This is a genomic window from Serratia sp. FGI94 (genome assembly GCF_000330865.1).
Taxonomy (GTDB): Bacteria; Pseudomonadota; Gammaproteobacteria; order Enterobacterales; family Enterobacteriaceae; genus Serratia_B; species Serratia_B rubidaea.
On sequence record NC_020064.1, the window covers coordinates 877,293 to 891,386 of the forward strand.

Sequence of the window (14,094 nt, forward strand, 5' to 3'; positions counted from 1 at the left end):
CTGCCTGATGGCAGACCCTTTTTTTATGGTCAAATAAAAACAGGGAGCTTACCAGTTTAAGTCCTGCTTGCTGGCCTCAAGATCGCGGTCGTACATCATCTTCAGGTTTTGATAGGTGCACATATCGATCTGGCCGCAATACGTCTTGATGACTTTTTTCAGCAGTTTCTTATCGGTAGCCGCCGTCAGCTGTTTAAAGGCGTCCAGATTGCTCTGTTCCATCATGCGTAATGTGGCCGGGCTATCGACCCCGATGGTTTTCATATCTTTTTGCGTTCTGGCTTTGATGTAGTTGATCGCCGACTGTTTTTCCGCCTCGCTGCCTTTGAAGGTGGTGGGATCGACAAAGCCTTTCGGCATAGCCATCGCCGCCATAGGCAGCAGTAACCCCAGGGCGAGCAGCGTTTTTTTAACTTGCATGACAACCTCTTTGTGCGTGTAGTTTATTGAAGTATTGATAAGGGCGGGAGGATCCGGTTCCGCCATATTGCGACTATGTTCCCTGTCTGAGTGATTTTTGAACGAAGCCTGAGCGTTGAGAATGATGTTATTCCCACACTATCATCATGGTAGCTGATTGATTGTAAGTTTAATATACTGGAAGTTATTGTTTTGCGGATTATTTAGCTTGGCTTGCAATTGCTACTTTGGTGGCTGAGGGTAAAAAAGCCTGCAGGAGCAGGCTTGTCGGCTGCGGTGTAGAAGTGCTGAATGTTATGGCGAGGGCAGGTTCGTCCTCGCTTTTTTTATCAGCTGAAACGTTGTTTTGAGGCTTATGCTTCTGGAGTCAATGGCCAGCGGATGTTTGGGGCATCTTCGGGGGTAAGACGACTCAACTGCACCCGGTATATTTTCCAGCTTTTTAGCTTCTCCAGTTCATCCGCTGTTGCAATACCTAGATCGTCAGCATCTTGCAACGGGGCTATTGTTTTCGTCGCTTCAGCCATTAACCTTACTTTCTGTATCGTGGCACTTTCTATTGCTTGCTCTTGTGTTGGTGCGGGAATATCTACCCAAGTCGGGAAGCCATTTTCACTTGCACCGCGCATTTTTCCCGGGGGGCCTTGTTCAATAAATGTCTCCCATACCTTATCGGGAACAGGTTTAACATCTGTGGGCCAGTTGCCGAATTGCTCATAGCCAGCTTTATTTTCGATTACATAAAATGTATTGGTTGTTGCGCTATATCCATAAGTCATATTTATACTCCTACAGCCCACCAAAATGCTTGGCGCTCATTGCTAAACATGACTGCATCAAAGCCGCCATTCTGCGGATTACGAGCTTCAATATTGGACGAACTATCACCTACGCGGCTATGTAAAGTCATCTGAATGCCGAAACACTCTCTCTGATACCCTATTGGGAATCCTACCCAGGTAACGTCTGAAGCTCGATTAACGATTCCACCCTGAAATATCAGTCCCGAGGCTTCATCTTTGTACCACCAGGCATTACGGCCGCCGGCTACATGGGTGCGATTATTAATGTAATTGAACAGATAACCCCCCCATAGTGAACCTGAAATATTACCATCAGGGTAGAGTTTTGAACCGCCCCCGCCCCCGCCTCCGGCGCCGACTGTCGAACTGGCAATGAATTCCCCACCATTTCTGAACTCGTACCAGCCGTCCGCACCACCATTGGCAACATGAATACCGAAAAAGTGATGTTGGCCAATACGTTCACCGTGATAGAGGTCAACGAACAGATCCCCGGCCCCCCAGATGCGATGACCAGCGGTATTGCGATAGTTGTTAGGGAGATCTTCCATGTTTCCACGTTTTTCAACGTATGAATAACCATTGATGAACAGATTATTGTTGAGGGTCGTGTCTTCCCCAACATAAATACCGTTGGAAAATTCTGTTTTCCCCGAAACTTTTCCTCCCGTTAGTTTCAAATATCTTCCATCCGCTTCATTTTTACTCCAGGCTCCCACATCCGCAGACGTCGGTTTGTTTTCCGTGCTGTAGTACTGTTGAAATGGCCCCCATACGCCTGCGGGAGAGGTGCAGTAGCGTATATATGTGCGGGTAGTATTTGCACCAGCGTGCCAAAAAAGCTGTTTGGCGGATATTGCATCGTATTTAATACACAGCATTTCCCAGTTGGCTGCGGGATTAGGTGTATTTGCGGCTCCAGGTGCTAACTTGTAAAAGCCGGTTTTACTGGCAGCATTAGCATCGCTGATGTTAATTGCCGCTCCCCCCAGGCCGAAAGCGCCTACGGCCATCAGCTGCCCGCTTTCGGTACCGACGTTTTTGGTGGCTGCACTACCCAGCTGCAGATTACGTCGGGCCGTTTCTTTATTTGGCACGTCGCTGAGGTTTGACGCTTTTTTCAACCCGGCATCATTGACCTGTTTCAGCGCCGCCGGAGTTATTGCTTTGTTTTCATCCGGGCTGTTAGTGGCGTTTGACAACATCACGAAACCTTTTGCCGTGGTGGTGGCGTCGGGGTGGCGGCGTGAGCCTTCATGATCCAATAAGGCTTTCTCGACAAAGTCTCTGCTCGCCAACACCGTATCGTCACCGGCAATTACCTGGATGGCGTCGGTATTGCTGACGATCAGGATCATGCGCAGCGTTTGCGTACGCCCGCTACCTTCTTCCAACTTGGGTTTGTAGCTTTCGGCCATATTGCCGACGGCGATCAGTTCGCCGGATTCGTCGAACAACCCCATTTCACGCAGCCAGAAACCGCCGACGTTTGCCGGTATGATCTGTTCGGCGACGATATGATCTTTCGACGCATTGGCAATATCCAATGCGTTGAGCGCAGCACGGTATTGTTCATTAAGCAGCTTCGTTTGTTCTGGCGTGGGTTCGGGCAGTGCGCCATTGCCGTCGCCGACGGCCATGTGCGTAATCTTTAGCTGTGTCCCGCCGGCCGTTGCGGCGGCAATTTTTGCTGCGCCGGCAGTGGTTATTATCGCTTTATATTTCGTCATGTTGGGTATCTCTATCCGGGGTAAACGGTGGTGACATCACCGTCAAGAGCCGCTGCGCCTGTATAGACGTATCCTGCCACGGCTTGTGAAATTGTCAGGCCAAGTAAATGGCGACTTACGGGTTTGGCATCGGCGATCATGCGTTCCATCTCAAGGTACATGTCTTCGCTGATGCCGCTTTCCAGTACGCCGATATTGAGCCGGAAGGTGCCGGGTGGGTCATCGCCGCCGTGCCACCATTCGTCAACGTTAATCAGGTAGCCCAGTGGTTCAACTACGCGGCGTATTGCACCGAGCGTGCCCTTATGCCGGTGGACAAAAAAGGCTGAGGCGATAACGCTGCGTTTTGTCTCTTCCGGCCATGTTTCATCCCAGTGATCGACGGAAAAGGCCCAGGCCAGGTAAGGTAATAAATTGACCGGGCAGGTTGCCGGGTTCCATAAGTCGCGCAGTGACACCGATACGTGTTCCAGTTCGGCACAGGCCTGGGCGGCGGTGACTTCGAGCGGCGTTGAACCAACCGGCAACAGCCGGTTGGTTGCCTGATTCGGTAATAAATCGGCGTCAAACGCTGACATGGTTTACCTCTTGGCCGCGGTTTGCGTTGTTGGGCGCGCTTTGCCCGTGGCCACTGCAGCCGGTGCCTGCGGGGTATCGCCACGCTTAACGATGACGCGCGCAACCGACTCGTGCGTAGCAAACGTACAGCTGCAGTTAATGTTCTGGCATTGGTGGTAGCGTTCTTTGGTTGATTCGCTCAGGTAACGGCTGGAACGGGTGTGAGCGACGTTACCGCATACTGGACAGTGCATCATAATCAAATCCCTCTATCGTTTATTCAAGCTCTGTGATTTATATTACATCCGTATCTCGCAAATACAAGATATTAACTCGTAATTGAGTTCATATTTCTGTTGTGTGGTAAGTGACGTCATCAAGCATCACCTGTAGGTCCAAAGTGCAGGTGTATCCGCTGCTGCTCAGGATGTGGGTGATGGTGTTGATGGCCCACCGCTGACTATCAATCTGCGATTTGAAGCCGCGAACGATGATTGGCGTGCCTGGCACCAGGTCCGGTCGCCCGATAGCCAGGTTGATGGTGAACTTGGCCAATCCTTGCTGTATTCGTTTGAATACGGCTTCGGCGCCGCGCATCGCAGCATCTTTATCCCGAAAGACCTTGGGGATATTAAATATGTTGTCTCCGGCACCGAGTAGATAGTTGTTTGGCGATGTTTGAGCGCCAGGTTTTGCTGGTGGTGAACCGGCGGTATTTTTGGAGCCTCCCGGCAACTGGCGGTCGAGACGAATTTTTTTATTCGCTTCGTTGGGTTTATCGGTGTTTAGCCAAACGGCGCTGACGCCGCTATAGGCGTTTTTATCCGCGATATTGAAGTGATGGCTATCACCGTCATTGCGGGTAAGAACCTGTACTTGCAGAGGCTCACCGTTGCTGACGCCGCCCACTCCAGGCTTGAAGAATGAAATCCTCTGGAAGCGTAAACTCACCTTGGCGCCGTTGAGCGTCGCCAGCCGTACCAGGAATTGCAGGTCTGACTCATTGGTCTGATCGATATGCGGAATGGTTATTTCGCTGAGCCCTGTGTCTACATTCGGGGCGCGCAGCTGGTTGCGTTCCGATATTTGTTTAATGATGTCTCTCAGTGCAATATCAGAATAAGACTGGCTGCGTAATTGGTTGAGTGAGCGTCTAAAATCAGCGCTGTTAGCCGATATTGTCAGTTGGTCCGGTGCGCCGGTATGGGTAATGGTGTCAATGACGAATGAGCCATGTCCAAATAACGCCGAACCTTGCCAGCCAATATAAAGCGTTAACAGCGCGCCGCGTCTGGGCATGATGAGCTGGTCGTCGCTATCGTCTAAAGTGATGCTCAGAGAGTCTGCGGCAAAGCCGCTGACGTCTTTAAGCTTCAGCGAAATCAACCGGGGTGCGATGGACGCAGTAATATCTTTGTCATCCAACGTGATAATAAAGTCAGGGGCAATCTTGCCCCCCATTGGCAAAGCGGTGTCGGTGATCATGAGTTAAGTCCCGCAGCCTGTTTTGCCTTGTCCAACAGCACGCCGGCTTTATGCAACACGCCTTCCGCCTGCGTACGCAGATCGCCAAACATGGCGTGCAGCGACTCATCCACGCGCTTCAGCGTGATATCAAAATTAATTTGTCGTGGTTGGCCATCGGGGAACAGCTGCGTGCCGGTCTGGCTTAACCGTTGAATCACAAACATGCCGTAAATCGTTCCACTCCCTTCAATCAGCGGCCAGGCTCGCCCCTGGTCCGCCATTGCCTGCAAAGCGGCGAGCGAGATGCGGCCTCCCGTCAGTTCCGGCATTAACTGTCCCGCCAGGGTGATGGTTTCGACGTCGGGGCCGAGAAACTGCGAGGTCGCGCGTTGGCCTACGCGTTTGTTTTCCGGCCACTGATAGGTGACATCACGTTTAATGGTTTGGTAGGGAAGCGTACGCAGCTTAAATACGTAGATCCCAAGGGTTAGCATCATGGCGTTGGCTCCTTAAATATGGGCAAATTGGGATTGTGATAAACGGTCGCTTTCCCACTGCTGCTCCTGATTGAGTTGGTAATAGATATTATGAATTTCTTCGCGGTCCATGCCCGGCGTGGTATGAATCGTCACGTTATTGGTCACCGTTCTGTTGCCGGCCGTGGCAGCGACGCCGGGCGTTATGGCCGGTTGATAGGTCGTTAGCGGAGAACGCACTGCGTTAATGGGGGTATCGTGTTCCAATACGGGAGCGGCAGGCGGTGGCAGGCTGTTTTCCTGTTTTGCCTCCTTCTTCAGCAAACCCACTTTCTCCAGCAACCCGACGACGTAACCGCTGACGCTTTTCACGAGCGATAGCGGGTCGGTTAAGGCTTCAGCCAAGGCTTTCCCCATGGATCTCCCAACGTCTGAAATCTTGTTTAAGCCTTCTTGCGTCATTTTGACCGGAGTAAGGAACTCCTTGATTTCTCCTATGATGAAGCTGAACACTTCACCGATCGGCTCGAATAGGCTTTTAAACGGCGCGAGTGCTTCAAGAACACCGTCGATAATGCCGCCAATAAATGCGGAAATTGGCTCCCAATATTTATAAATGACCGCCGCGCCCGCGATGACGGCGGCGATGACCGCAAAAATGGGGAGGCCAAGCGCGGCAAATGCGGCGGCGATGGCGCTGCCGACACCGCTGAAAATACCGCCGAGCAGTGCGGCGCCGCTCATCAGCATATTGATGGCGCTGAGGGCCGGAACAATAAATGTGCCGATGCCGGCAAGGCCGCCAAGCAGTACGGCTATAGCGCCGGCAACGGTGATCAGCGTTGCGGTCAGTTCCGGGTTATTGGTTACCCATTGCTGCAGCGTATCCAGCCACTTGGTCGCCGTTTGCGTTAGCTCCCGCAACGCGCTGTTCTGTCCGCCGAACAGATCAATGCGGATGCGATCCCAGCTGGCGAACAGTTTTTGTATATCGCCGTCCAGGTTGTCGCCCCGTACCGTCACTATCGCCTGAGCGGCGCCGGCAACATTGCCTAACTGTTTACCGGCCGGAGCCAATTGCGCCGCCGTTTGTTCCAGGCCTGTTCCCCGGCTGAGCGCGTCGGGCGCTGCCGAGACCAGCTGTTTGTTCAGGTCCGTCAGAGGGAGCGCATAGCTGTTGCTGGCTTTGGCCATAACGTCGGCGATGTTATTGGCCTGATCGACCGGCAGTTTGAAGGCCTGCTGTACGCCGGTGAGCGCTTTTACCGCCTCGTCAATGCTGCTGCCGCTTGCCTTGGCTAAACGTAATGCGGCCGGCGCGGCGGCCAGCACTGCGTTGGCGTCATAGCCGCTGTTTGCCAGCGCCGCCTGTGCCTGCTGTATATCGGCTGGCGTATCGGCGCCGTTTTGTCGTTGGCTGGCCTGCTGTTGCAGCGCCAGCAAGTGCGGATCGTTTTGTGCCAATCCCAGCTGTGCCTGCAGAGCAGAAAGCTGCTGCTCAAACTGCACGCCAGGCGTAAATAGCTGCTTGCCGCCGCTGAACAGCGTATTGCTGACTGCGGCTGCGGGTTCGGTAAATTTGCCCAGCGCATCAATACGCCCCTGACGGCGGTCCTGGTTAACAAATACTTGTGCACGACTGCGCTGACGTTGGTCGTTTTGTATGGATTTGTTCGCCCCGAGCAACATTTGCTCCCAATTCAGGCGCTTACTTTGCTGTTGCGTGGCCTCATCCAGTTGCGCGGTGTTGACACCTTTTTTTCCGAGTTTTTTGCTCAGCCGGCCCTGCTGGAAGGCCAGCATTTTGCTCCGCGCCTGTTGGAAGACGGCATCGAAGATTAATTGCTGACCAGTTTTGATATCCTCCATAGAGGATATGGTGGCGGGCTGCGATGCGCGCGCCGCCCGGTTGTGATTTAACTGTTGTTGAACCTCGTCAGCCTGGCGCTTCAGCGCCGCCAACTTTTTCAGCTGTGCGAGCTGTTTTTGCGCATAGTGAACCCGCTTGGTCGACAGAATGACATCGCGGTTGGCTGCTTTTAGCGTAATGCCGTTGAGAATAATATCGTCGGCAGCCTGTTGGTTACTCATCGGTTTCTACTCCACTACGTTGAAGGGCTCGGCGACGCCAGTCGATCAACTCCCCCAGCCCCATACCGTTCATCTCCGATGGCGGCCAGTGAAAAATCACCGCAATATCCGCCATCAGATCGTCCACGGTCAGCACCGGGTCGATGTTTACTCCGCCGACTTCGGCGCTAAAAAACCGATCACCATGCCAGCCAGCGCGATCAGATCCGGCAGTTCCAGACGGGCGCACTCTTCTTTGGTCAGGTTCGGGTAGGTGACGCGCGGCAAAATGGTGATCAGCGCGTCCACGTCGGCATTTGCCAGCGCCGCCAGGCCGATGCCGCGCAGACTGCCGGCGTTGGGCTTGGTGACCATGACTTCGCTAATTTCGCTGTCGCCGCGTTTGATTGGGGTATCGAGTACGACGCTGGTATCCTGAGAGGTGTTCATTTCCATTGTTTTTTCCTTAACTGTGTTGGCTATGGGGTAAAGCGGCCAGCGCCCGGCTGGCCGTCGGTATAACGATTACAGGCCGATGGCCTTGCGGTGTGCGGCCAGCAGGTCGACGCCGTCCACTTTTTCGATCATGTTGACGGTATCGATCTCAATCAGCTCTTTGCCGTCGATGCTCAGCTTGAAGTAGGTACAGTCGGTCGAAACCTTGGTTTCCGTATCTTCGCCTTGCTTGAAGTCACCGCTGTCGATCTCTTTGTGGCGGCCGCGCATCACCACTTCCAACGCGGAAACGTCGCCGCTGTCATCGCGTTGGAAAGAACCGGTGAAACGCAGCGGTACCGCGTCGACCTGGCCCCATTGCTTCAGTACCAGTTCATCGATGCCGCCCATGGTCCACTCGACCACCAGCGCATCATCGTCCAGGCCAAAGTCGACCGATGCCGCGCCGTTCATGCCGCCGCCGCGGTATTTCTCCAGCTTGCGGGTCAGTTTTGGCAGGGTCAGCGAGGAAACCACGCCCATATAGTTGAAGCCGTCGTTAAACAGGTTCAGGTATTTCAATTTCTTTGGTAATGCCATCTTGTTGTTCTCCTTAGCTGTTTACGGACGCGGCGAAGTTCGCCAGGTAGCGATCGGTAATGCGTTGACGCAGGGTGAGGTCTTCCAGCGGCGGCACCGGGGTGTAGTCGTAATCGATGAACAGCTTGCCGGCTTTCAGGGTTTCCTGGTCGTTAGCGCTTTCGTCGTACCAGCAGTCGCCGTCGATGATCAGGCCGGCGGATTTCAGCTCGCGGAATTTGGCTTTAATGCCGTCGATCATGTCGCGGATCAGCGTTGGCGTCAGGGGACGATCCACTGCCCACAGGTGTGCTTCGGCCATGGTGTCTGCCAGCACCTGTGCGGTGCGGGTATAGTTTTCAAACTGGAACAGCGGATCGTCGGCGCAGGTGCGTGAACCCCAGAATTTGAAGCCGTCTTTGCGGATCAGCGTGGTGACGCAGGCTTCATTCAGCAGGTCGGCATCGGTGCCTGTCGTTTGCAGATCCCAGAAGACGCTGGCGGAAATACCGCTGACGCCGTTGACGCCGACGTTGGACAGTGACTTATGCCAGCCGGTCTCCTGGTCAATCTTGGCGCGCAGGCCGAGCGCACGGGCGGTGGCATAGGCAATATCGCTGCTGTTGGTGGTGGTGTTCCAACTGACGAAGTCAGGCCAAATCAGCATCAGCTCGCGCTGGCTGAAGTTTTTACGGTAGGCAATGGCTTCCGTAACGGTTTTACAGCCGTAGGCGCTGATATAGCCGAAGGCGCGCAGCTGCTGACAAATGGCTGCCAGCGCCGTAGCGACCTGCAGATTATCGAAGCCGGGCACGCCGAGAATACGCGGTTTCACGCCCAGTTCGGCCTGTGCCGCCAGCAGGGCTTTCATGCCGGTGTATTTACCGTTCTCATCGGCGCCGCCGATAATGTTGGAGGTGGTTTCCGCTTCGTCCTGACCTTCGGCGACGCGTACGACCACGGTGACCGGTTTGGCTTGCTCGGCAATGGCCAGCAGCGCAGCGGACAGCGTCCCTTTTTTACCGGCTTTGCCGCTGGCGGCCAGTACGTCGGTGATCAGCACCGGTTGGTTAAGTGGAAAAACGCTGGCATCGGCATCTTCTGCGGTACAAACCATGCCGATGACCGCCGTTGAGACGGTGGAAATTACGCGAGTGCCTTCGTTGATTTCAAGGACACGTACGCCGTGGTGATAGTCACCCATAGTATTACTCCGTTTGTTGGTTGGTAGGAGTAGGATGCGCTTCTCAAGGCGGGCGTGCACGTCATTGGGTATGTATCAAATCTGACACAACATCAGGAAAAATAAGGTAAAAAAACGCCCCGGGAGGGGCGTTGTTGGTGATGGAGTCGTGACGTTACGTCAACGGGTAACGGGCCTACAGTTTGGGCTGTGCCGGCCAGCTGATATCCGGCGCAGTCGAAACATCGACGGCTTTTACCGCTTTTTTATAGGCCATCCACTTTGACAGTTTTGTTTTATTGCCGGCGCTGATGTCACCGAGCATCAACTCAACCCGCCAGTCGGTGATGATGGCGTCGGCGTGTGCCAGCAGCGTTTGTCGCTGCTGTTCTGCCGCGGTGATATCGCCGTCGCGCTCCGCTGCGCTGTCCGTAACCCATTTCTTCCCTTTCCACTTGTCATAGGGCGAACGGGGGGCAACCGGCGTGGTGTCGGGCGGGTAATCACCGATCGTGGTCATGAGCTGCGGCTCCCGGGTGAGGGTGCCGTAGATCGTTTCGCCGCGGTGGTCCGGCAGATATTCCCAGGCCAAGAGGTCGGCCGTTCTGCAGATGGCATAGCCGTCTTTTTTGTCTCCCGGCGCGTCGATACATGAGTTTGCCGGCAGGCCAACGCCAGCAGCAAGATATTCCACGGATGAAGAGAGATATTCGCGCGTATCACCAGAGTAGTTAAAGACGGTAATATCCCCGGCGGTGGTCGCGATCAATTTTTTAGTAAGTTTTGCTTTAGCCATTATGCGGCCCTCACGATATAGTTAAATGCGATATTTCGCGGGCGTACGGCTCGGTATGCTGTACCCGTTGATGTCTGTGTTGTCTGGGCTTTATAAACAGCATAAGAAGGGTTATATACACCTATCTCAGCACTATCTGTGTCAATACCGTGGTACTGATTAAACGCCCCAAGTGCTACTGCTATACTCGTCGCCGCTTGTGACGAGAGTAAGTTGCGCCCACTATCAACGCCTTTCCCATCATCCCAACCACGAATAAATTCCCCACGTAAGTCAGGCAGTTGCAATGTAGGATAAGCCTGAGCCAGCAGCGGATATTTCGTTTTATTAAATGTTGCGCCATTGCATTTAAGCCAGCCTGCAGGCGGCGTGTCGGTTGGCCATGGCAGTGGAATACCGACGGGCATATCCGTTCTCAGCAGGCGTTTTGCAACGTCGTCGTTCACTGTTTTGAGCGCTTTTGGCGTTGCCGCCAAGGTGTCATCGGTACTGTCCGTTGCGTTACTCAGTTGCACAAACCCCTTATCCGCAAGGCTGGCGTCGGGATGGTTGCGGGTCTTGGCATGTTTTTGAATTTCATCATCCACATAGGCACGCGTCGCTAGAACGACGGCAGGGTCGATCTTTAACGTCACGGCATCGCTGCTGGAGACAATCAGCGCCATACGGATGGTCTGCGTACGGCCGCTGCCCTCTTGCAACTGGGGTTTGTAGGTTTCCGGGCAGTTGGCGATGGCCACCAACGTATCCTCTTTATCGAACAGGCCAATTTCACGGATCCACCAGCCGCCTTCATTTTCGGGGATTATCTGTTCGGCGATGATTTGCGCGCTGTTATTGGCATCAACGCTGAGGGAATTTAGTAAGGCCCGGCGCTTTTCCGCCACCAGCGCCGTTTGTTCAGGGTTTGGGGTGGGCAGCGTGCCACCGCCGTCACCGACCGCCATCTGGGTTATTTCCAATTGAGTGCCCAGTGCGGTGGCATTGGCCAGCTTGGCCGCACCTTGATTGGTTAATATGGCAATAAATTTGGTATTCATACGTTTACTCTTAGGTTGTCGATAATATGGATAGCTCCGCCTATGTGGCTGTAGCCGCTAACGCTGAGGAGCTCAGGCAGGTAGGGATAAACGGTGAACTCATCGCCGCTGTAACAGCCGGCAAAAACGTTGGCTCGGCCGTGTACGGATAAATTGATTGCCAGCCCGATCAGATGACGGCTGACCGGTTTGGCATCGTCGATCAGCCGCACCAGTTCCTGGTACATCTCGTCCGTAATCCCCTGATTCTGCACGCCGACGTCAAGACGAAACGTTCCCGCCGGTTCATCGGATTGCCACCACTCCGCGACGCGAATCAGGTAACCGAGCGGCTCCACGACGCGGCGAATGGCGCCGATGGTGCCCTTATGGCGGTGAACGAAAAACGCGGAGGAGACGACGCTGCGTTTGGTCTCTTCGTTCCAGCTTTCATCCCAGTGATCGACGGAGAATGCCCATGCCAGATAGGGCAGCAGATTGAGCGGGCAGGTCGCCGGATTCCACAGTTCGCGCAGTGGTGCCGGCGTTTCGGCCAGCTCGGCGCAGGCCTGCGCTGCGGCAACTTCCAACGGCGAGGAGCCGACCGGCAACAGGCGGCTACTCATCCGATCCTCCGACTTTCAGCGCATAGCTGTTGCAGTAAGAGGCCTGGGTTTTGTCCAGCACAATGTCGTTTTTCGGACTGGCCAGCTCGACGCGCTGTACCCCTTCGGCATGCAGCGCGGCGTAAATGGCTGACAGGCGGATATCGCGCCCCAGACGGTGCTGGGCGCTGATGTACTGTTTGAGTTTGGCTTCGGCCGCCTGGCGAATCGGCTCGGCTTCCGGGCCGGGGTAAAGGTACAGCGTCGCATCAACGGCGTAATTGACAATCGCGGCGGACTGCACCGTTACGCGATCGGCGACCGGCCGCACGTTTTCGTCGTTCAGCGCGCGTTCGACGATCGCCAGCAGTTCATCGCTGGCGGTGCCGTCACCCTCGCGGGACAGCACGGTGATGACAACGGTGGCTGGGCTGGGGCTGGTGGCGGAAACATCGGCGATGCGCCCGTCCGCCGAGCGTCCGTGGTATTCATAGGCGCCGCTGGAACCTGCAACGCTCAGCCCTTCGAATGCCTGCTGAATACGCACGCGGAAGTCGCTGTCGGACTCCATAATCGCTGGCACCGGCGGCACGACGCTGTTATCGGGTTTTTGCACTATCAGGCGCTCAACCTGGAAATTGGCGCCGATCTGATCCAGATCGCTGCCGGTGGCGTAGCCGAGCATCACCGCCTGCGCTGCTTCATTCACGCGTTGACGCAAAATCAGTTCGCGATAGGCGTTTTCCTGCAGCAGCTTAACCAGCGGCTCCGATTCCAGCGCCAGGGTGCGGGCAATAGCATCGCGCTGATCTTCAGGAGACAGGGCGAGTAGCCTGGCCTTACGTTCGGCCAGTAAACTTTCGTAATTTAACGGTTCCACCACCGTCGGGGCGGGCAATAAGCTCAAATCAATCGTAGGCATGGTATTAGCTCACTGAAACTGAAAGGGAAAAGTTATCCGGGGTGTCGGTACGACTGCCGGTCAGGTCGACCACCATTTTTCCGTCAAAGGTGGTGTTAATCGCGATATCGGTCAGACGAATCCTTGGCTCCCACTGCAGCAGCGCGCTGTAACAGGCGGCCATGATTTGTAGCCGCAGCGCATCGTTTTGCGGTTGATCCAGCAGCTCGGAAAGCAGAGAACCGTATTGACGACGCATGACGCGTGAGCCAATCGGGGTAATCAGAATATCGCTCACCGACTGGCGAATGTGTTCGATATCGTTAATGGCACGGCCGGAGTTACGGTTCATGCCAATATATTTTTCACTGTTCATAAGGGTTTATCCGTTTGGCCTCCGCCGTTTTGTACGCCGCCGTGCGTGTGGGTATGCAGCACGACGCCGTTAGATGTGAGGCTGCCGCCGGAGTGGGTGACATTACCGGTGACATCACCGCCCTGACGGACGGCGAGCGAACCGGTGACCAGATGTTGGCTGCACTCCACTTCCGGGGCATCCAGGGTAATTTTGCTGCTGGCGCGGCAGACGATATTGGCGGCGCTGACCGTTACCGCTTCCGCTGCCTCCAGCGTGGCGCTTTTAATACCGCGGGCGGTCAAGGCGCCTTGCGCCGGCTCGTACTCAATGACTGCACCGTCGCCAAAGGCGATATGCAGCGCTTCGGCCGAATGCGACGGTGGCGGGAAGTCATGGGAGAAAATGCCGGGCAGCACGAAAGCGGTGTCCAGTTCGCCGCCCAGCGACAGCACCAGCACCTGCTCGCCGAGGCTGGGCGCCCACCAGCTGCGGGCGCTGCCGGCGCGGCTGGTCAGCCAGTTCAGCCAGTCGGTGTGATTGCCACCGGTGGTCACGCGACAGCGTCCGCGTTCGAGATCGATCTCGCTGACGGTGCCGATACGGATCAGGTTGCGCACCAGGCGCTGAATATCGGGGTTATATGTGTTCATAGGGTTACCATGCCGGTAAGAGAAAAGGGCAGCAACGCGGCGGG

The 14,094-nt window shown here is 55.0% G+C and carries 18 protein-coding genes; all 18 read right to left on the reverse strand.

The features are described 5' to 3' along the window. Positions 1-48: 48 nt before the first annotated feature. The 18 genes from D781_RS03885 to D781_RS03960 all read right to left on the reverse strand — a co-directional run bounded on the left by D781_RS03885 (position 49) and on the right by D781_RS03960 (position 14,050). Complete coding sequence (locus D781_RS03885; protein WP_015671006.1) at positions 49-420, reverse strand: hypothetical protein; 372 nt, start codon at positions 418-420, stop codon at positions 49-51. Positions 421-773: 353 nt separating this feature from the next. After that, the gene (locus D781_RS03890) at positions 774-1,199 is read right to left on the reverse strand and encodes a tail fiber assembly protein (protein ID WP_015671007.1); all 426 of its coding nucleotides are present in this window, start codon (positions 1,197-1,199) and stop codon (positions 774-776) included. A gap of 2 nt (positions 1,200-1,201) precedes the next feature. Continuing rightward, a complete protein-coding gene (locus D781_RS22200) occupies positions 1,202-2,953 on the reverse strand; it encodes a phage tail protein (protein WP_015671008.1) in 1,752 nt (583 codons plus the stop codon). Positions 2,954-2,964: 11 nt separating this feature from the next. Next, positions 2,965-3,531, reverse strand: coding sequence for a phage tail protein I (locus D781_RS03900; protein WP_015671009.1), 567 nt, complete (start codon positions 3,529-3,531; stop codon positions 2,965-2,967). Positions 3,532-3,534: 3 nt separating this feature from the next. After that, positions 3,535-3,768 carry an ogr/Delta-like zinc finger family protein gene (locus D781_RS22490; protein ID WP_015671010.1) on the reverse strand — a complete coding sequence of 78 codons (234 nt, stop codon included), beginning with the start codon at positions 3,766-3,768 and terminating at the stop codon, positions 3,535-3,537. Between the two features lie 88 nt (positions 3,769-3,856). Continuing rightward, a complete protein-coding gene (locus D781_RS03905) occupies positions 3,857-4,996 on the reverse strand; it encodes a contractile injection system protein, VgrG/Pvc8 family (protein ID WP_015671011.1) in 1,140 nt (379 codons plus the stop codon). Beyond that, positions 4,993-5,475: a phage tail protein gene (locus D781_RS03910; RefSeq protein ID WP_015671012.1), complete on the reverse strand. Its 483-nt coding sequence runs from the start codon at positions 5,473-5,475 to the stop codon at positions 4,993-4,995. Before D781_RS03910 ends, D781_RS03905 begins: the two co-directional genes overlap by 4 nt. Before the next feature lie 12 nt (positions 5,476-5,487). Next, a complete protein-coding gene (locus tag D781_RS03915) occupies positions 5,488-7,545 on the reverse strand; it encodes a phage tail tape measure protein (RefSeq protein ID WP_015671013.1) in 2,058 nt (685 codons plus the stop codon). Next, on the reverse strand, positions 7,538-7,672 hold the full coding sequence (locus tag D781_RS22495; protein WP_071823869.1) for a GpE family phage tail protein: 135 nt from the start codon (positions 7,670-7,672) through the stop codon (positions 7,538-7,540). Before D781_RS22495 ends, D781_RS03915 begins: the two co-directional genes overlap by 8 nt. A gap of 20 nt (positions 7,673-7,692) precedes the next feature. Next, positions 7,693-7,980: a phage tail assembly protein gene (locus tag D781_RS03920; RefSeq protein WP_015671014.1), complete on the reverse strand. Its 288-nt coding sequence runs from the start codon at positions 7,978-7,980 to the stop codon at positions 7,693-7,695. Between the two features lie 69 nt (positions 7,981-8,049). Beyond that, positions 8,050-8,559 (reverse strand): phage major tail tube protein, encoded by a 510-nt coding sequence (locus D781_RS03925; RefSeq protein ID WP_015671015.1) that lies wholly within the window; start codon positions 8,557-8,559, stop codon positions 8,050-8,052. Positions 8,560-8,572: 13 nt separating this feature from the next. Beyond that, entirely contained in the window at positions 8,573-9,742 is a 1,170-nt protein-coding gene (locus tag D781_RS03930) for a phage tail sheath protein (RefSeq protein WP_015671016.1), read from the reverse strand. A gap of 175 nt (positions 9,743-9,917) precedes the next feature. Next, the gene (locus D781_RS03935) at positions 9,918-10,517 is read right to left on the reverse strand and encodes a tail fiber assembly protein (RefSeq protein WP_015671017.1); all 600 of its coding nucleotides are present in this window, start codon (positions 10,515-10,517) and stop codon (positions 9,918-9,920) included. Continuing rightward, positions 10,517-11,557: a phage tail protein gene (locus D781_RS03940; RefSeq protein WP_015671018.1), complete on the reverse strand. Its 1,041-nt coding sequence runs from the start codon at positions 11,555-11,557 to the stop codon at positions 10,517-10,519. Before D781_RS03940 ends, D781_RS03935 begins: the two co-directional genes overlap by 1 nt. Then, positions 11,554-12,162 carry a phage tail protein I gene (locus D781_RS03945; RefSeq protein ID WP_015671019.1) on the reverse strand — a complete coding sequence of 203 codons (609 nt, stop codon included), beginning with the start codon at positions 12,160-12,162 and terminating at the stop codon, positions 11,554-11,556. The genes D781_RS03940 and D781_RS03945 overlap by 4 nt, the downstream gene beginning before the upstream one ends. After that, positions 12,155-13,063 (reverse strand): baseplate assembly protein, encoded by a 909-nt coding sequence (locus D781_RS03950; protein WP_015671020.1) that lies wholly within the window; start codon positions 13,061-13,063, stop codon positions 12,155-12,157. Before D781_RS03950 ends, D781_RS03945 begins: the two co-directional genes overlap by 8 nt. Positions 13,064-13,067: 4 nt before the next feature. Beyond that, positions 13,068-13,418, reverse strand: coding sequence for a GPW/gp25 family protein (locus tag D781_RS03955; protein WP_015671021.1), 351 nt, complete (start codon positions 13,416-13,418; stop codon positions 13,068-13,070). Next, on the reverse strand, positions 13,415-14,050 hold the full coding sequence (locus D781_RS03960; RefSeq protein WP_015671022.1) for a phage baseplate assembly protein V: 636 nt from the start codon (positions 14,048-14,050) through the stop codon (positions 13,415-13,417). Before D781_RS03960 ends, D781_RS03955 begins: the two co-directional genes overlap by 4 nt. Between the last annotated feature and the right edge of the window lie 44 nt (positions 14,051-14,094).